The following is an 18,969-nucleotide window of genomic DNA, read 5'->3' as shown; positions in this document are numbered from 1 at the left end:
GTATAGAACGAAATCAAAGGGATATTTCTTTTAATCATTGATAATATCAATTATTTTACATGTCGTTTTCTACGATCCTTGTAAATAATTACCACTAGAAGTGTCAAAATAAGGACACTAGCTACTAACAACAAAGCCGTCTTACTATAGCCATGAAATAACGCTTCGCCTCCACAAGCATAAAGAATCGAGGAAGGAATCACGCCAATCACGATTGATAAAATGATGTCACGAATTTGTAGATTTAACGTCATCGCTGCAAAGTTGATAACGGAAGAAGGGATCACAGGAACCATGTACCCCACCATTACGCCAATTTTGGGATGTTTCATATTGCGGATCGCTGTTACCCAGCGATTGGATTTTTTTGAATGATCAAACAGCTTTAAATGTTGCATTAAAAAAATCGATAACATATTCCCAAAAGCATTACCAGAGACATTGATTAAAGTTCCTAGCAACGGACCATAGCTTAAACCTACCAATACACCGATGACAGAAGTAGGGATACCTGGAACAGCACACATCACGCTGATCAGTAATATCAAAAAGAGCGCTGTCCGAAAGCCATGTGATCGAATCTGATCCAGTAATGCTTGTCGACTGGTCTTGGGATCCAAAAACATTTGGATATCCGTCTGATACTCCAAATATAAACGATAACCAATAAATAGAATCAAAAGGAGTCCAATAATGATTAAGAAAACACGTAGTTTTTTTGTTTTCATTTTTTCACCTGCCTAAAATAATCCATCTTCTATTAGAGTATCACAAAAATAACTATGAGTCTTTTTTATTCATTTTACGCTTTTTATCACATTGGTAATTATTCAGAAGTATGAGAAAAAGAGTCTGGGGAATCACTTTAAAAACGGGTAAACGGTATTCAAAGAGCTGACCTTAGGCGATAAGTCAAAAAATCTCAAAACATGGGCAGCTGTTTCAAAAAATTCTTTCTTATTGTCATTGGAGCTACCCGATACTCTCACAACCTCATTTCCACGGTATTCCAAATTCTATCAGAAAATAAGCCGTAGAACACCAAAAATAGGGGATGCTATTTTTGGATTCTCCGGCTTATTTCTCAGAGCTAGACACTTCTGTCACAGCCTCTTCTGTTCATTTATTTTCCTTTTTTATGTGTTCGAAAAAGTCTTTTTTTATCGTTAATCTGGCAAAGAAAATAACCAAAAGGATTCCTAAGATAATTAGATAGGGTATAAATGTAAGTGTTATTTCTTCTAACCCAAAATGATCGAATATTTTTTTTAATAAATAATCACTCAAAAAAACGAGAAAAAGCACACGAAACGTTCCCCAACCTTTCTCATTTGGTAGCATCTCAACCATACCGACAACAACAATAGGTACTCTAAAATAAATTTCATTGAGAATAAATGAGTGATGCCCTTTCAAAATGAATTCTACACTTCCTATTAAAATAAACAATACAAGAAATACACCTATTATATATCTGGAATCGAACTTTTTCATCATTACACCTTACTTACATTGTTTTATATTCTGTTCCAATAAAAACAGTCTGCGAATCATTCCACATTTCCCGAACGTATAATCCAATCCAACCCGTTCCCATTTGTATGTAATGCTGCTCTCCAGTTCTTAATCTGTCATGATATCTGGCGGGCTATGAGTTGGCAATATGCTTAAAAATAAACGACAATGGTCTTTCTCGGCTTCAATTACAATGATAACATACGCAAAAAGAACGAAATAATAGCTATTTAATACTTCGAGTCCGTTAAAACAACCTCTCATCCCTACCTCACTATCATCCCACTCCTAAAACGAGCTTTCTCTTTCAGAAAATCTTTAATGTTGGAATAAAAAATAACACCTAATCATTAGCTGATTAAGTACTATTACCAAATATCTAAGTACAAAATATCTAACGCGTGTTTACCGTCTTCTGAAAGATTATAGTTCTCATCAAAGGATTGAAGGATATGAAAATCTTCAATTTTATCGTAAATCTGCACAACTTCATCATCCGTATAATTACGATCTTGAATAATGACGTTCAATTTAGTTTTCAAAAACTGGATATCTGCAGGACTTAGCATTTTATAAAGTTCCATCTTTTACTCCTTATTTCTTTTTTAGAGACATTGGATAGACTGTCATCCTTCAAATATTATCAATCACATAAATTATAGAGCCATAATAAAAAAGCATTGAAACCCTATCGTATCAAGGGTCTCAATGCCAACTAATTTCGAAAAATTATTTAACAGTTACAGATGCGCCAACTTCTTCAAGTTTAGCTTTTAATTCTTCAGCTTCTTCTTTAGATACGCCTTCTTTAACTGGTGCAGGAGCTCCGTCAACTACAGCTTTAGCTTCTTTCAAGCCTAAGCCAGTTGCTTCACGAACTGCTTTGATAACTTTAACTTTTTGGTCTCCAGCTGCAGTTAATTCTACAGTGAATTCTGTTTGTTCTTCAGCAGCAGCAGCGCCACCAGCAGCAACTGCAGCTACAGGAGCAGCAGCAGATACGCCAAATTCTTCTTCAATAGCTTTAACTAAGTCGTTAAGTTCTAGGATAGTTGCTTCTTTTAACTCAGCAACAATGTTTTCAATGTTCATTGCCATTATAATTTCCTCCGTTTTAGATGTTCGTATTTTTATTTATGCTATGCGGCTATTAAGCTGCATCTCCATCTTCTTTGTCTGCCACTGCTTTGACAGCGTAAGCCACGTTGCGGACTGGCGCTTGTAGTACAGATAGCAACATAGATAGAAGTCCTTCGCGGTTTGGCAATTTTGCCAATGCTGTGATTTCTTCCAATGAAGATACTTTACCTTCGATGATACCGCCTTTGATTTCTAATGCTTTTGCTTCTTTAGCAAATTCGTCCATGATTTTCGCTGGTGCTACAACGTCTTCGTTACTAAATGCAACGGCTGTAGGTCCAGTGAATACTTCGTCTAAGCCTTCTAATCCAGCTTTTTTAGCGGCACGTGAAAGGATTGAGTTTTTGATAACTTTCATTTCTACGTTTGCATCACGAAGTTGTTTACGTAAACGAGTCACTTCATCAACAGTTAAACCACGGTAGTCAACTACGACTACAGAAGCTGCTGCTGTAAATTTTTCGCTCACTTCATCAACGATTGCTGCTTTTTTTGCGATAATTGCTTCACTCATTTTTGAGTTTCACCTCCTGAATTTTGATGGAAGAGTTTTTACACTTGATCATTGACCAAGTATTGTTCATCATCTATTCACTTTGTTCTTAGTGATTCATCATGCTTCGCTTGAGAGGGAACTTCGCTCACTCTGTTCGCCAAGTATTGTTCATCATCTGCTCACTTCGTTCTTAGTGATTCACAATAAAAAAACTCTATGCCACCGTAGACATAGAGGGACTATTGAAAGTATTCAATAAACGTCCTCGGTAGGAAATTAAGGCTACGCCACCTACTGTCTTCGGTACAAGTTAATTATTAACCTCAACTAGCTTAGCATGCTAAACTAGTTGAGTCAAGAATTATTTTTCAGTTGGATCAATCAACGTTCTAATTCAAGAATTAGAAAGAAGCTTGGTCTACATGGATACCAGGTCCAAATGTTGTTGTAACTGTGATATTTTTCATGTATTGACCTTTAGCTGCTGATGGTTTAGCTTTCACTAATACATCATGGATTGTTGCAAAGTTTTCAACTAATTTTTCATTGTCGAATGATACTTTACCGATTGGTACATGGATGTTTCCAGCTTTGTCTACGCGGTAAGTAACTTTACCAGCTTTTACTTCGTTAACAGCTTTTGTTACGTCCATTGTTACAGTACCTGTTTTAGGGTTTGGCATTAAGCCTTTAGGTCCTAAAACACGTCCTAGACGACCAACAGTTGCCATCATATCAGGTGTAGCAACAACTACGTCAAAGTCAAACCATCCGTTTTGGATTTTTTGAACCATGTCGTCGTCACCAACGAAATCTGCACCAGCTGCTTCAGCTTCTTTTGCTTTGTCTCCTTTAGCAAAAACTAAAACAGTTTGTGTTTTACCAGTTCCGTTTGGTAATACTACAGCACCACGAATTTGTTGGTCTGCTTTTTTAGGGTCTACGTTCAAACGGTATGCAACTTCAACAGTCGCGTCAAATTTTGCAATGTTTGTTTCTTTTGCTAAAGCTACAGCCTCGGCAACAGGATAAACTTTACTTGAATCAACTTTTTTTAATGCGTCTTGCATTTTTTTGCTCTTTTTAGCCATTTTGGTTCCTCCTTGATTGTGGTTATAACGGTTGTACCTCCCACGTGTTCTATATCTTTCAATACAGAGCCAACTGAGAAGCTACTTTCTTAGGGTGTAGCGATTATTCTACAGTGATCCCCATGCTTCGTGCAGTTCCTTCAACCATGCGCATAGCTGCTTCGATGTCAGCTGCGTTTAGGTCTTCCATTTTTAATTCAGCGATTTCTTTTACTTGATCGCTAGAAACTTTAGCAACTTTAGTTTTGTTTGGTTCGCCTGAACCTTTATCGATTTTTGCAGCTTTTTTCAATAATACTGCAGCTGGTGGTGTTTTTGTAACGAATGTGAATGAACGGTCTTCGTATACAGAAATAACAACCGGAATGATTAAACCTGCTTGATCAGCTGTACGAGCGTTGAATTCTTTAGTGAATCCCATGATATTGATACCCGCTTGACCTAGTGCAGGACCTACTGGTGGAGCTGGAGTTGCTTTACCTGCAGGAATTTGCAATTTAACGATTTTTTCTACTTTCTTTGCCACGAGACATACCTCCTTAAGTCCGTGATGTGGTTAATTGGAGATGCATATTTCTCCTCCCACGTTTTCACTCATAATCCTTCGATTATCAGTCAAAATAATGCATATGACAATGCACACTGATACAGTATAGCAAATATATTCTTTTTTTCAAGATTTTTTTCTGATAAATGTTTAATTTATTGCTTGAACCTCTAAAAAAAACTAAAAATCAACTAGAAGTCCCCCTCATCTTCCTTCTTTTGTGATACACTTACGCTGAAAAGAAAACAAGCGAAAATACATAAGGTATCACTGCCGCTCACTCATTAGTAATTTAGAAATTTCTGCTTTCTTCTATTTAAAAATATAAAAATATTGTTCGATATATTTTCATAGCTATCATTGATGCGTTCCTTAGATTAATGCACGCTTGTGAAATATTTATTTAATTTAACTAATGTTGTTTATGTTTCAAAAATGATGAGGAAACGAGTAAGCGAGCTATACACAGTTCACTTACTTTTGCTGGGGTGTTTATCTATTTTAAAGAGGTGGAAAAATGAAAGAATTAAGATATCGTAGTGTTTTTGACATTATTGGTCCAGTCATGATCGGTCCAAGCAGCTCTCACACTGCTGGAGCTGCTCGAATCGGCAAAATCGTCCGTAGTATTTTTGGGGAACAACCAGATTCTGTGGATATCTATCTTTATGAATCATTTGCAAAAACCTATCGGGGACACGGAACAGACATCGCCTTAGTTGGTGGTTTGTTAGGCATGGAACCAGATGATGAGCGTCTGGCAGATTCACTGCAGTTAGCTTATGAAGCAGGAATGGAAGTTCTCTTTGTGCCTAAGGGTGAAAAAGCAGAGCATCCTAACTCCGTTAAACTATTGTTGAAAAAAGGAAAACGGAAACTTTCAGTCACTGGTATCTCGATTGGTGGCGGAAATATCCAAATCTCGGAATTAAACGGCTTCAAAATCTCATTAAGTATGGGAACACCGACCTTTATCATCGTTCATCAAGATGTACCTGGGATGATTGCTAAAGTAACGAATATCCTTTCAGAAACAAATACAAATATCGGTACAATGACTGTTACACGAGAATCAAAGGGTGAAAATGCCATTATGATTATCGAAGTAGATGATCCACAAGTAGATGACACTATAAGTAAACTAACGCAATTACCGAAGATCGACAGCGTTAATTATTTTGATTAAAGGAGGAAGAAAGATGTTTTTCTCTATTGAAGAGTTGGTTCGCCAAGCAGAAAATTATCCTAGTGTCGCAGAATTAATGATTGCTGTTAAAATGGATATGAGTGGTCGTCCACGAGAACAAATCATTGCAATCATGGAAAAAAACCTCAGTGTCATGGAACAATCCATCGCTGAAGGAAACGAAGGTGTAACGTCTGTGACTGGAATCACTGGCGGTGATGCCCAAAAACTAGCTCGTTACTTAAAAGAAGCCGACTTTTTAAGTGGTGAAACCATTTTGTCAGCAGTCCGCAATGCTATTGCTGTCAACGAAGTAAATGCAAAAATGGGATTGATTTGTGCCACACCTACAGCGGGAAGCGCTGGTGTTGTACCCGGCATCCTCATGGCTGTCCGTGACCGATTGTCGTTGACCCACGAACAACAGATTGAGTTTCTTTTTACCGCTGGCGCCTTTGGATTAGTCATTGCCAATAACGCCTCCATCAGTGGTGCAGAAGGCGGATGCCAAGCAGAAGTAGGTTCAGCAAGTGCAATGGCCGCTGCCGCTCTTGTCTGTGCAAAAAATGGTACGCCCCATCAAGCAGCCCAAGCTATCGCAATTACGCTGAAAAACATGATGGGTCTGATTTGTGATCCTGTCGCAGGCCTCGTTGAAGTCCCTTGTGTTAAAAGAAACGCCCTTGGCTCTTCTCAGGCGTTCATTTCGGCAGATATGGCATTAGCAGGAATCGAAAGTGTCATCCCACCAGATGAAGTCGTCGCAGCGATGTATCAAGTAGGTCGTCAAATGCCAGCCATCTTTAAAGAAACAGCTGAAGGTGGCTTGGCGGTGACACCAACAGCAAAACGTTTAACAACCGAACTCTTGAATCACTAACAATAGTTTCATTATAAAAAATGAATAGTTATCTGTTTCATGTGAGGGTGTGTTGATTTCCCTCATCTTGAGTAATAAAAAGAGGCTCTTTTAAAATCGTTTTTCGCATTTTAAAAGAGCCTTTTTTTATTGTCAAAGAGTATTTCTATTTATAAGCCGTCGTAAAAACACATGATTTACACCCCCTTGCTCACGTTTGCTCATTATAGAAGAACTTTTTTTCTTTTTTTGGAAAAATAAGGTGTTAGAGAACATTCTTTTTCAAATAAAACGCTTTCTTTATTTTGTACACTTGTGGTATCAAACTAAAGGAGTGATAAAAAATGAAAAACAAAAAATTAACTTGGGGCTGTTGGTGGCTTGTCCTCTCTCTTTTGTTTACCACGATACTTCCGCCTAGCATCACGGCTTTTGCTACAGAACAAACACTTCAAGCCGCACGTAAAGAAGCGACAGTGCCTTTCACGTTGCCTAATACGCTTTCGCCACTCGAAGAACCACAAAAAATAGCAGAAATAGAAAAACTTACCTTTCAAAAAGGCTTCTCTTCGTTAACGAGTCAACGAAACGTCTTCGATAATTTGATCTTAAATGACTACATAGATTTAATGTATGGCCCAGCGTTCCTACCGTTAAGCACCCGTTTCAATCTTGCACCGATCGCACCAATTATTCAAGCGGTCACCTTAGCAGAGTTTACTACCCCGTATCTCAAACCCGGTGCACAAGAAACCGCCCTTAGTCAAGCTTATCGTCTCACACAAAAGAAGTTGTTACGACATACCCTTGCTGTTTTTGACGAAATCATTGATCATCCAGAAAATCCTACCGATTTAGACGAATTTAGCAAAATGGAAATGGCTAGCTGGATTGCTTTACAAAACCAATTTATCGATTACTTAAATGTCAGTCCCGATCTGTCAGGCTATCAACTCATCAAAACCAAAGAAAAATTGACTTTTCGACCAAAAACAACTGATGGACAAAGTTTATTAGTTTATCTAGAGAATTCGATCAATAATTACTACCCCGGGAACATCAAAATTCCACCTAGGATCGGCTCATTACAAGAAATCACGTTTGTTCCTTCGATGTGGACCGATAAGCAAGTGAATGCTACTTTTGCATTTACTGCCTATGATCATGAGAAACAAACCTACAATAACTACAGTTCTAATACGATCAATATTGCCATCGAAACAGATTTTGATACCTTCCTTAACCAAATGGACACACCTGAGACCGTACTACAGTTCTTTTTGAATCATGCAACCGTTCAAATAGGTGCGATCCCACCAACCGATGTCGATACCGTCAATCGGACAGGAAAAGACATCACTGGAGCAATGATCAAGGAACGTGACCAGCTGATCAGCCAATTTCCAGAAACATTTTATACTAATTTCTTCCGAATCGTTGCACAAGCCAATGGGCAGGATTTAGTACTCAATCGAGAGGGCGCATTTGTTTATCGCGGGACACAAACCGTTGTGCCGATGGAACAAATTACCATCGGCTATAACCAACAAGTCATCTATTCTTTACGGAAAGTCCAGAAATTTTTTGGTATTTACGCTACATACTACGCATTAGCTGATGGTCTTTATGACGAGGAACGAACCGACGCCTTACCTAAAACCTTAAATGACGACACGGTAAATGTCTTAGAAGAAATTGGTGGCAACGTCTTAAAGAACCTACCGAATTACGAAAATACCGAATTGCGCATCAAGCAATCTGAGATGAAAATTGAACCACTGGATGTGCTTTTAGTGGCCATGTGTTTGCCGTGGAGTGAGATGCGTTCCTTATTGACCACGGTCGAACGAGGAGAACTCATCGGTGCTGTTGAAGTCGAAGAAGCACAAGCCAAAACCATTTTAGCAGCAGAAGAAGAAATCCTTCTCAAAGGGTGCCCAAATAAAGGCATCGTAGAAAAGATCCAACCGACGAAATATTTTAAACGAAAAACTCTCAATCATCTAGCGGGTGAGGTCAAACCAGGCAAAGATGGTGTTCCTAATCTGTCAGGTGCGCATTCAAGACACCCAGATTTTTATAGAAAAGAAAGCGGCATTATCTACGAACCAGTCGGGAAAGTAACAGAAGGTATGCCTTATGAAGCAAAAGTAAAATATGCGTGGGAATACAAGAAAGCTAATTCTACTGTTTTTCCCGATGATTGGGGTGCAGAAAAAATCATGCAAGAAGTCGAACAAATCATTTCCGAAACGACCTTTAATGGCACCGGAAATAAACCATTCAGCGGAAAAGCAAGCAACGGTCTTTTTGAGATCCAAGGTCATGTCAATATCAAAGAAAATGGAAAAATAACGATTTCCACCGTCTATCCTCTTGTAAAAAAATAGAAAAAAGTTGGGACTTTGCTTACTCTAAGTCCCAACTTTTTTGATAGCGTCTTATTTCTGTTTGAAAATCTGCAGGAGTATATAAATGTCGCCAATAATAGTAGTTATAAAGGCTAAATTTATTCATTATTCTTAGGATTTCTTCCGTAAATTCTTGAGATAGTCCTAAGTATTCCCTGCTAGGGATTCCTCCTCTAAAATAGTCCCCATGGTACCCATAACCTAAGGAATAAGGGGTTGAAGCATATAAAATCGTATCCTCATAATAGACGGTATACTCTGTATCTGCTAGCCCCGCTCGTGGATCATCAGGATCATCCTCTTCTGGATCAAAAGGACACTCGGATAAAAACAGCCCATCTTCTGGGCCAAAATCAATAAAGTCCTCATGGTAGACCACGGACAAGTGCGGATCAAGCTCAGCTAATTCTTGAGCCATTTGTTCTGTGGTTCGTCGGACAAATTCAGGGTCTCGTTGTTTTGGATCAATAAAAAGGAGTGTGCGCGCCTCGTTATTTGTTTTTTCGGGGATCAAGGATACTCTACTATTGATTTTATTGATTTCTGCTTGAAATTGGGTTACTGAATAAAGATTCCGCCAGTAATGAAGATTTTGGATCTGATACTCATGGATGAGCGATAAAATCTCAGGATCAATACGTCTCATCAAAGACCAAAAGGGATCTTTATCTCTCCCTTTTCTTGTATAAGTTTTATCTATGACCTCACTATACGGTGTGATCACATAAATAGGAAACCCATTTAATCTCAAAACATATTCATAGTAAACAAAGTGTTCCATTGGGTGATTCGGCACTCGTGGATCCCAATAAAGCGGAGCTAATTGAGGAAACACTTCAGGACCGTAATCAACAAAATCATCAAAATGTTCTAGTGTTAATCGTTCATCAATTGCTTGAAATTTTTTAGTTAGCTTTACAGTCATTTCTTGGATGGCTTTTTGTGGTCTTCGTTGAGGATCAGGGAAAAAAACTCTCATGCTCATTTACTCCTTTCGCTAGCTTCTATCTTTTATTATTTCATAGAAAATGCTGAAACACGGGTACATTTTTCCTTATTTTTCGAAAAAAGTTCCTTAGAGGTTGAGCTAAAAACATTTATTATCCAAAGATTAGAAGGAAATTCTCGAAGGCGCTACTTTTGCATCTCTGTTTATTCGTTTTTATACATGCTAAAGAGCTCGGGACGACCTTTTTGTCCCAAGCTCAGCGACTATCGAATAATTAGAGGTTACTGGACTGATCTTCGTAACAAGCGCTACTTTTCTAAAAAATAGAAAGCGACTGAAAATCCAACATGCCATTCCTGCCGATTGCCATAGTTTTTTTATGATATATCAATAGTTTAAAAATATATTTATATACTTTAACAACCTATTTTTTTCATTAGTCGATGTTCCAAAGAAACTGGCGCGTGAGGGCATCAACTTCTTTATTCTCATGAAGCATACTATGCGTTACGTTCTCCCCTGTGATCACTTTTTCTTCCACTTGATTTCCATGTTGCTTCAATAACGCATACACTGCTAAAGCGCTGCTTAATGGCACCGTTCCATCACTTAAATCCGTCTCACTCACTTGTCCTGCAATCAGCAGGATTTGTGTAGTGGTTGGCACATTGCCAATAAGTCGTTGGTAGTCTTGATAACGACTAGAAGCTATCGCTGGACCATTAGCTAATTCATCGCTGATACTTTGCCCATTATTTTCTTCAAAGTCATTGAATGGTGCGGCAATTGCCACGAATTTATCCACTTTAGGCAACGTTTGATCTTGTCCATAAGTAGCTAAATACCGAAGACCACTGACGCCCCCCATCGAATGTCCTACCAGATTCACTTGATTGATTCCATACGTCTGTTGCAAATAACTTAAGCAGTCTTTGATCCATTCTGTTTGGTTCCATTCATTATTTTTATTATCTACAAATAGAACTTGGATCATTGGATTATCTGCTTCTTTTGAAAGTTCTCCTTCTGCCTGTACATTGCCATTGACATCAACCGTCAATGTTAATTCTTTTTTCCCACTCTCTGATGATTCCAGGCGCTGGATCATTCCTTTGAATGAATTAACTGTCCCACTATATCCATGGAAAAACAAAGTAGGGGTAGTCGATTGCGTTTCCTTTTCTTTCGTTGCTTGCGTTGTTTCAACTGTTTTAGTAGCTTCAGACGACTGACTTGTTTCTTTTGTCTGACAGCCACTTATAAAAAGAACACTGACCATCAATAAAAAGCCGACGATTCCAGACTTTCTCCAATTTTTCATTGTTTCTCCTTTCTAATTTGATCGATTCTCTGACTAGCATTCTCAATTTTCCACTGACAAATCGGCTCAAATTCCCAACCTATATTAGTGGTTATTCGTGAACGACTTGAAAAAATAAACCGAAATATTGCAAAAATAGGTTAAACAATTTTTGCAAATCTCGGTTTCAATCTTTTAGTCGTGATGCTATCTGATCGTCGCATGGATTTCTATTTAAAAATCCATCCTCAGATAGTTGAATACTTAGTCGATTTTATCTACTTGTTCAAAATCAAGTTCAGTACTTGTTTCACGACCAAACATATCAATATTAACTTTTAGTTTTTCTTTTTCTTCATCTACTTCAGTTACTTGACCTTCTAAGCCTGCAAAAGCACCTTCGATGATCTTGATTACTTCGCCAACTTCGATCTCTAGATCTGTTTGACGAAGACTCATACCGATTGAACGTAAGATGTGACTTACTTCTTCTGGCAATAATGGAGCTGGCTTACTACCTGCACCATGTGACCCTACAAATCCTGTTACACCAGGTGTATTACGTACAACATACCAAGAAGCATCTGTCATAATCATTTCTACTAAGACATAACCAGGAAATGTTTTATGAACGATTTCTTTTTCTTTTCCGTTCTTTACTTCTTTCTCAGTTTCTTCAGGAACAACTACACGAAAAATAAAGTCAGCCATTTTCATACTTTGCGCACGTGATTCGATATTTGCTTTTACTTTGTTTTCATAACCAGAGTATGTATGTAGTACATACCAATTTTTTTCAAAAGATTCCATTAAAGGCTCCTCATTTCGTTGTAAAATAAAAAAACCCCAGTTTCCCGAAGTTTTTCTTCACGTTGATTATAGCACGATATCCTTGCTTTTACTAGCGACTTATTTTAGTAAGTAAGCAAATAAGCTTTGGATCGCTGTGTCCATTACGAAAAACATCACACCAAAGATAATTGATGTTTCAATGACAACTAGTGTGTCTTTGCGTAATTGTTTGCCACTAGGCCAAGTCACTTGTTTCATTTCATCTTTTACACTTTTAATGAATTTCATTGCGGGCCCTCCTGTCCTCTATTTTGTTTCTTTATGTAATGTGTATTGATTACAATATTTACAAAATTTATTGATTTCCAAACGTTCGCCACTTTTTCCTTCACTAACCGATTTGGTATAGTTTCTAGAACCACAAACGGAACAAGCTAATGCTGCTTTCTTCTTTGCCATCCGCTCCTACCTCCTCACTGAAAATCAAAATTATACTCATTTACAGTATCATGGAAAAGATTTTCTGTCAATTCGAGATTGAATAACCTATTGTTTTATAATTAATTATGATATGATTAATTTGAAATTAAGTAAAAATGAGATACATGGAGGTAACTTTATGCTACTAAAAACACTCGTATATAAGAAAAAAGATTTAACAACTGTCACAGAAACTAGTACCTTGGAAGAAGCCTTAGCGATTCTAGAATCCTCTGGTTATCGTTGTGTGCCAATTTTAGATGCTTCAGGAAATATTTTCCGTGGAAATATTTACAAAATGCACATTTATCGTCACAAAGCGAATGGTGGAGATATGACTTTACCCGTCACCCACCTCTTAAAAAATGCAACAAAATTCATTTATTTAGATACTTCATTCTTTAAAATATTTTTTACGATCAAAGAGTTGCCTTATATTGCTGTTCTTGACAATGACAATCATTTCTACGGTATTTTGACCCACAGTACATTGCTAAACATGCTTTCACAATCTTGGAGCGTAGAACAAGGCAGCTATGTTTTAACGATTGCTTCTACTGGAAAACAAGGAGATTTAGCTACGATCGCTAAAATTATCGCAAAACATAGTAGTATCGCAAGTTGCATCACTTTAGATATTGAAAAAGAAGAATACATCCGTCGTACACTGATCACGTTACCTGCACATACAGATCAAAAAGTTTGCGACACGATCGTGAACCATCTTGAAAAGAAAAATTACAAAGTGATTGAAATCGAAAATTTACAAAACCCTGAATAAATGTGTAAAGGATCAGTCAACTTTACGACTTTACGATAGAAAAAAACATACTAAGATTAGAGACTGGGACAAAACTTGTCTCAGTCTCTTCTAGTATCTCTAAAAACGAATAAACGGTGTTCAAACATCAGCTCCTTGAAATAAGCCTGAATTTTTCAAAACATGAGAAGCTGTTTCAAAAAATTCTTTCTTATTGTCATCAGAGCTACCCGATGTTTTCACGACCTCTGATTCACGGTGTTCAAGAAGCAACTCCTCAACAATAAGCGATGATTTTCTAAAATATGAGGAGCTATTTTAAAAAATCCTCTCTTATTCGCTCGGAGCTAAACGCTTCTTTCACAACCTCTAATTTTGTGTAAATAAAAACAGTAGCTAAAGATGAATTTCTTTTAACTACTGTTATCCCTTTTTATAAATATATTTTAACTGATTAACAGGTTTTCCTCTATCTACCTATTGATCGCTATACTCTTTTTTCAAAGTCTAGGGAACGATCCAAGTAATACATCAATGGTGCAGAAATAGCCATAATGATGAACTCACTCAAAGCTAGCGTACCATAAGTTGTCCAAAATGCTTGTCCACCAGTTGGTACCAACATGTACGCAATCAATCCCATACTAATTGTAAAGAAAAGCGTATTTAATGCTAATCTTATTTTGACATTCTTTACTTTATTTTGTAGCAAAGCAGTCAACCCCAATGAAATCAAGGTTTGTCCCCCACCATAGACCACATCTAATATACCAAAACCAAAAAATGCGTTATAGACAATGACGCCACCTAACACGCCCCAAAGTAATTTCCGGTTGAAGACTACTAAGTGATTCAAGCTTTCAGAAATACGAAATTGAATAGGTCCAGAAGAGACTGGTGCCACTAAAATCGTAAGTGCCAAATACAAAGCCATAATAATTCCATTTACTACAACGACCATCAATCGTTGGCGTTCCACCGTTTTTTGCATAAAATATTCCTCATTTCTCCTAGTTTTTTTAATGCGGGATGGTTGATGAACCGCAGCTGTCATAAGCAAGGATTCATTATAGCAGATATCCCCGCGATTTGAAACTGCTCCTACAAAAAACGTTCTCTAAATATAAGTCTTTTGCTTCCATGCTATTTATTCAAATCAGGGTGAACTTTACCTCTTATTTATGCACGGTGCTTTTTCAAAATTCCTCTTCTCTGCTATAATAGCCAAGGATAAAAAATAATGTTTGTTTTCTTAGTTTCGCTAAGACACAAACCATGTAAAATTAACGATAGAAGTTTCAGTTGCTTGTTCACTAAATGACTAAGCAAAAATAGTTTGATCATTTTTTCTATTTTAATGAATGAGTGGAATGAGTGAGATTTACTCATCTTCTGAATCAGATACAGGAGGTAAAAATGAATTTCCATTATTACTTATTGATCAATCCAGCTGCTGGAAGTGGTGCTGGTAAAAAAGTAGCAGAAAAAATGATTCCGCTATTTGCCGAAAAAAAGCTTCACTATTCGATCCAATACAGTGAGTATCCAGGGCATGATGCTAAAATTGCCAAAGAGTTAGCGAAAGAAACATTAGTTGAATGGACAGACGAACCACAAGAAAGCGAGTCTGAATTTCCCCTACTCGTGATCATCGGTGGTGATGGCACACTGCATCAAGTGTTAAATACCTTTTATCAACTAGATGTGGCATTTCCAGTAGCCTATATTCCCGCAGGCTCTGGCAATGATTTCGCTCGAGGGATTGGGTTACCTAGAAATGCCGAGAAAGCATTAGAAAATATCCTAAAGACGAACAAACCTCAAGAAATCAACCTCTTAACTTACGAGGAAAAAGTGAGTGACAAACAAGGTGTAGTAGTAAACAATTTTGGCATTGGCTTAGATGCGGCAATCGTCCATGCTACAAACCACTCTACTTCAAAAACAAAATTAAATAAATATAATTTAGGTTCTTTTGCTTACCTGTTCTCTATCCTACGTGTCTTTTTTTGGCAAAAAGGGTTTCCAATCTTAGTGGACATTGGCGGAAAACAAATCAGTTTTGACAAAGCTTTTTTATGTACTGCAACGAACCATCCTTATTTTGGCGGCGGTGTAGCGATTGCACCGACAGCAGAAATTACCAAACCAACGATCGATCTAGTTGTTGTTGAACGAGTGAATTTATTCAAAATCTTGGGAATCATCTTCTTATTACTACAGAAAAAGCAAATGAAATCAAAAAATTTCCATCATTTTACTACTAGCAGATTGCGCATACTATCAACTGTTCCTCAGTATGGTCAAGAAGATGGTGAAGATAGCCAAAAACAACCTTTTGATTTGCAATTAGCTACCAAAAAGCAACTGTTTTGGTGTAACGTGTCACATTGATTTTGCCTATTTTATATACATTTTCTTCCATGGGTAAGATAACCCCATAAAAAGAGCTGGAGATATTGAAGAGACCGCAAAAGTCAGACTTGTTTGGCTAACTTTTGCGGTCTTTATCTATCTCTTGGCTCTTAAAAAATAAGTAACATTCTCATTAGGAGCGATTCAAGTGAGCCTGAGCCAAAACTTGCCTCAGGCTCTTCTACCTATCTCTAAAAACGAATAAACGGTGTTCAAACATCAGCTCCTTGAAATAAGCCTGAATTTTTCAAAACATGAGAAGCTGTTTCAAAAAATTCTTTCTTATTGTCATCAGAGCTACCCGATGTTTTCACGACCTCTGATTCACGGCGTTCAAGAAGCAACTCCTCAACAATAAGCGATGATTTTCTAAAATATGAGGAGCTATTTTAAAAAATCCTCTCTTATTCGCTCGGAGCTAAATGCTTCTTTCACAGCCTCTTGCTCCATCCCAATCATTGGATCAATCCACTGTTTTTCAATCGCTTCGGTTGTTAAAATATATGTTTTTGGTAGTTGCTCTGTTGGTGCTTCTTCCATCGCTTTTGATTCGACAGACGTTTCGGTTGTGTCTTGTTCTACTGATAAAGTAAAGAGATCATCGCCAACATTTCCCTCCGTTGAATCTACGGCATTTTCTTGAGTGGCTTGTTGACTTGTCTCTGCTTTTACGGGATGAGCAGTTTCTCCCGCCTTGGTATAATTTCCTTCTTCAAAAGGATCATTACCTACAAGGGAATCTTCATAAGCGACAAGTTTCGTTCGTGTAACAAGACTCATACTGTCATTTTCTTCGATCCGTTTCTTCAATGTCGTCATTCGACTAGCCGATTCATTCGCAACGCAAGTAACGTACGCTTGTTCTTCTCCAAGTAGAATCAATAGTTCTTTACTTCTTGTGACAGCCGTGTAGAGAAGATTTCGTTGCAACATCCGTTGGTACTGATGAACCATCGGCAAAATGACCATCTTAAATTCGCTTCCTTGAGATTTATGGATCGAGCAACAATAAGAAAGGGTGATTTTATTCCATTCATTGCGTTTGTAAGTCACTTCATTCGCATCAAATTGAATCACTAATTCATCCACTTTATCTTCTGAATCTTTCGCTAACACGATCCCCGTGATCTCACCCATATCACCATTAAACACATTGAGTTCAGGTGTGTTCACTAATTGTAATACTTTATCACCGATTCGATAAACAGTCTCATTCCAGTGGACTTCTTTCCGCCCTGCACCTCCAGGGTTAAAAATCGACTGCATCATTTTGTTTAACGCATCGATTCCAGCTGGTCCACGGTACATTGGCGCCAAGACTTGGATATCTTGTGCAGTGAAGCCTTTATTTTTGGCTTTTTCAACAATCTTTGCGATTAAAGGTTCGATACTATAGGCATCGCTTCGAAAGAAAGAACGATCTTTTTGATTTTGCAAAAAATCACTTGGTAAATGACCTTCTTTGATTTCATGAGCAAGGGGGATAATACTTGATCCGTCTCCCTGCCGATAAATTTGATTCAATTCCACTTTCGGGATTTGGTCAATTCCTAATAAATCATGCAAGACTTGTCCCGGTCCGACAGAAGGTAATTGATCTTTATCTCCTACTAAAATCACTTGCATGTTGGTAGGGATGGCTTTAAATAGCGTATTAGCTAGCCATGTATCGACCATCGACATTTCATCGATGATCAACAACCCACCTTCTAATTCTTTCGTACTTACTGAAGGAGATTTTTCTCGACCATTCAAACCTAGTAGTCGATGGATCGTGCTGGCAGGTAATCCTGTCGTCTCATTCATTCGTTTGGCTGCTCGACCAGTTGGTGCAGCCAGTAGAATCGGAAAAATTTCTTGGGTATATTTGTTTGGATCTAATTCTAAGCCATTTAATTCTGCAAACAAGTTGACGATCCCATTGATAACTGTTGTTTTTCCTGTGCCGGGACCCCCAGTTAAAATAAATAAAGGTGATCGGATTGCTTCCGAAATTGCTTTTTCTTGCGATTCTCCATATTGGATACCAAATATTTTTTCAATTCGCCGAATGTTTTTCTGCACTTCTTTTTCGTCATAGTTGATTTCTTTTTTCCGACTAAGTAACCGTTGAATCGAGTTACCGATCCCCCATTCTGAGAAATACAGACTATTTTCATAGAGATTGGTTTCTTCTTGTTGGATCTTACCTTCTTCCACAAGTTGAATAATGACCGTCGCCACTTGATCAGGTTGGATCTCAATTGGTCGACTGGTTTCCAGAATTTTGATTGTTTGATGAAGAAGCGTTTCAGCTGGTACATATGTATCGCCAGTTTGAACAGCATGTTGAAAAATCTGATGTAAAACTGCAGCTCGAATCCGTCTTGGTGAATCAGCCGCGATCCCTAATTGTTCTGCAAGATTATCTGCTCTTTTAAAGCCGATCCCTTCCACATCTTCGACTAACTGATAGGGATTTTCCTGGATGATATCTAAAGCTTCATTTTTATATGCTTGATAGATACTAAAAGCTAACTGACTACCAAAGCCATAACGATTCAAGCCCATGATTACTTGATCCATCCCATGGTTCAAACGAATCGTCTCAACGATCATATCTCTTTTGGCCTGATTCAAGCCTGCGATTTGTTCTAATACGGACGGCTCTTCGATGATTTTTTCAATCGCTTCTTCACCTAGTTGCTCCACGATCTTCTCAGCTGTTTTCTTGCCAATCCCAGGAAATTTTTCACTGGATAGATAACCCACGATCCCGTTGACTGTTGTTGGTTTCTCCTGCTCATAACGTTCAACCTTTAACTGTCGCCCATATTTAGGATGATCGACTAATTCGCCGTAAAAACGATAAAGCTCATTTTCTTGGATCTCACCAAAGCTTCCAGTGACCACAATTTCTTTTTCACGATAGTCAGCTGTTGTTTCAGTGAGCCGAACCAACAGTACTTTATAAAAATTACTTGGATTTTGAAAAAAGATTGCGGCAACTGTACCAACAAAATAAGGCATTTCTTCTGGCTGCATCTTG

At 37.9% G+C, this 18,969-nt stretch carries 19 protein-coding genes and 1 other annotated feature; of the genes, 5 read left to right on the top strand and 14 right to left on the bottom strand.

Annotation, left to right across the window (positions count from 1 at the left end; genetic code table 11):
- Nucleotides 1-50: 50 nt before the first annotated feature.
- From IGL28_RS01920 to rplK, 7 genes are all read right to left on the bottom strand, one after another.
- A complete protein-coding gene (locus IGL28_RS01920; protein ID WP_010720092.1) occupies nt 51-728 on the bottom strand; it encodes a TVP38/TMEM64 family protein in 678 nt (225 codons plus the stop codon).
- Nucleotides 729-1,119: 391 nt separating this feature from the next.
- Nucleotides 1,120-1,494 carry a hypothetical protein gene (locus IGL28_RS01915; protein ID WP_010720093.1) on the bottom strand — a complete coding sequence of 125 codons (375 nt, stop codon included), beginning with the start codon at nt 1,492-1,494 and terminating at the stop codon, nt 1,120-1,122.
- A 389-nt stretch (nt 1,495-1,883) separates the two neighbouring features.
- Nucleotides 1,884-2,099 carry a Spo0E family sporulation regulatory protein-aspartic acid phosphatase gene (locus IGL28_RS01910; protein ID WP_081127692.1) on the bottom strand — a complete coding sequence of 72 codons (216 nt, stop codon included), beginning with the start codon at nt 2,097-2,099 and terminating at the stop codon, nt 1,884-1,886.
- 145 nt (nt 2,100-2,244) lie between these two features.
- Complete coding sequence (rplL, locus tag IGL28_RS01905; RefSeq protein WP_010720148.1) at nt 2,245-2,613, bottom strand: 50S ribosomal protein L7/L12; 369 nt, start codon at nt 2,611-2,613, stop codon at nt 2,245-2,247.
- A 52-nt stretch (nt 2,614-2,665) separates the two neighbouring features.
- Nucleotides 2,666-3,169 carry a 50S ribosomal protein L10 gene (gene rplJ, locus IGL28_RS01900; protein ID WP_010720149.1) on the bottom strand — a complete coding sequence of 168 codons (504 nt, stop codon included), beginning with the start codon at nt 3,167-3,169 and terminating at the stop codon, nt 2,666-2,668.
- A gap of 178 nt (nt 3,170-3,347) precedes the next feature.
- Nucleotides 3,348-3,473: a sequence feature (ribosomal protein L10 leader region), on the bottom strand.
- Nucleotides 3,474-3,552: 79 nt separating this feature from the next.
- Nucleotides 3,553-4,242: a 50S ribosomal protein L1 gene (gene rplA, locus IGL28_RS01895; protein ID WP_010720150.1), complete on the bottom strand. Its 690-nt coding sequence runs from the start codon at nt 4,240-4,242 to the stop codon at nt 3,553-3,555.
- Between the two features lie 103 nt (nt 4,243-4,345).
- Nucleotides 4,346-4,768 carry a 50S ribosomal protein L11 gene (rplK, locus tag IGL28_RS01890; RefSeq protein WP_010720151.1) on the bottom strand — a complete coding sequence of 141 codons (423 nt, stop codon included), beginning with the start codon at nt 4,766-4,768 and terminating at the stop codon, nt 4,346-4,348.
- A gap of 538 nt (nt 4,769-5,306) precedes the next feature.
- Between rplK and sdaAB the strand changes: the two genes are divergently transcribed.
- From sdaAB to IGL28_RS01875, 3 genes are all read left to right on the top strand, one after another.
- Nucleotides 5,307-5,975, top strand: coding sequence for an L-serine ammonia-lyase, iron-sulfur-dependent subunit beta (gene sdaAB / locus IGL28_RS01885; protein ID WP_010720152.1), 669 nt, complete (start codon nt 5,307-5,309; stop codon nt 5,973-5,975).
- A gap of 13 nt (nt 5,976-5,988) precedes the next feature.
- Nucleotides 5,989-6,855 (top strand): L-serine ammonia-lyase, iron-sulfur-dependent, subunit alpha, encoded by an 867-nt coding sequence (gene sdaAA / locus IGL28_RS01880; protein ID WP_438843874.1) that lies wholly within the window; start codon nt 5,989-5,991, stop codon nt 6,853-6,855.
- 323 nt (nt 6,856-7,178) lie between these two features.
- On the top strand, nt 7,179-9,224 hold the full coding sequence (locus tag IGL28_RS01875; RefSeq protein ID WP_081127688.1) for an EndoU domain-containing protein: 2,046 nt from the start codon (nt 7,179-7,181) through the stop codon (nt 9,222-9,224).
- A 19-nt stretch (nt 9,225-9,243) separates the two neighbouring features.
- Here IGL28_RS01875 and IGL28_RS01870 read toward each other — a convergent pair whose 3' ends face one another.
- From IGL28_RS01870 to rpmG, 5 genes are all read right to left on the bottom strand, one after another.
- Nucleotides 9,244-10,224 (bottom strand): hypothetical protein, encoded by a 981-nt coding sequence (locus tag IGL28_RS01870; protein ID WP_081127686.1) that lies wholly within the window; start codon nt 10,222-10,224, stop codon nt 9,244-9,246.
- A 406-nt stretch (nt 10,225-10,630) separates the two neighbouring features.
- Nucleotides 10,631-11,515, bottom strand: a complete 885-nt coding sequence (locus tag IGL28_RS01865; protein ID WP_081127685.1) for an alpha/beta fold hydrolase — start codon at nt 11,513-11,515, stop codon at nt 10,631-10,633.
- Nucleotides 11,516-11,758: 243 nt separating this feature from the next.
- Entirely contained in the window at nt 11,759-12,304 is a 546-nt protein-coding gene (gene nusG / locus IGL28_RS01860) for a transcription termination/antitermination protein NusG (protein WP_010720157.1), read from the bottom strand.
- A 99-nt stretch (nt 12,305-12,403) separates the two neighbouring features.
- Entirely contained in the window at nt 12,404-12,574 is a 171-nt protein-coding gene (gene secE / locus IGL28_RS01855; RefSeq protein ID WP_010720158.1) for a preprotein translocase subunit SecE, read from the bottom strand.
- 18 nt (nt 12,575-12,592) lie between these two features.
- On the bottom strand, nt 12,593-12,745 hold the full coding sequence (gene rpmG / locus IGL28_RS01850; RefSeq protein ID WP_002294578.1) for a 50S ribosomal protein L33: 153 nt from the start codon (nt 12,743-12,745) through the stop codon (nt 12,593-12,595).
- A 160-nt stretch (nt 12,746-12,905) separates the two neighbouring features.
- On the opposite strand from rpmG, the gene cbpA reads away from it, so the two are divergent.
- Entirely contained in the window at nt 12,906-13,547 is a 642-nt protein-coding gene (gene cbpA / locus IGL28_RS01845; RefSeq protein WP_010738510.1) for a cyclic di-AMP binding protein CbpA, read from the top strand.
- 466 nt (nt 13,548-14,013) lie between these two features.
- Here the strand turns inward: cbpA and IGL28_RS01840 are convergent, their stop codons facing one another.
- Nucleotides 14,014-14,517 (bottom strand): QueT transporter family protein, encoded by a 504-nt coding sequence (locus tag IGL28_RS01840; RefSeq protein ID WP_010720160.1) that lies wholly within the window; start codon nt 14,515-14,517, stop codon nt 14,014-14,016.
- Between the two features lie 425 nt (nt 14,518-14,942).
- Here IGL28_RS01840 and IGL28_RS01835 point away from each other — a divergent pair, with 425 nt between their 5' ends.
- Entirely contained in the window at nt 14,943-15,920 is a 978-nt protein-coding gene (locus IGL28_RS01835) for a diacylglycerol/lipid kinase family protein (RefSeq protein WP_081127683.1), read from the top strand.
- 405 nt (nt 15,921-16,325) lie between these two features.
- On the opposite strand, the gene recD2 is transcribed toward IGL28_RS01835, so the two are convergent.
- Complete coding sequence (gene recD2 / locus IGL28_RS01830; protein WP_081127682.1) at nt 16,326-18,965, bottom strand: SF1B family DNA helicase RecD2; 2,640 nt, start codon at nt 18,963-18,965, stop codon at nt 16,326-16,328.
- Nucleotides 18,966-18,969: the final 4 nt, after the last annotated feature.

This window comes from Enterococcus sp. AZ077 (genome assembly GCF_051714965.1).
Lineage (GTDB): Bacteria > Bacillota > Bacilli > Lactobacillales > Enterococcaceae > Enterococcus_B > Enterococcus_B hirae.
Note: the sequence above shows the minus strand (reverse complement) of the source record. Positions and strands in the feature narration are given on the sequence as shown.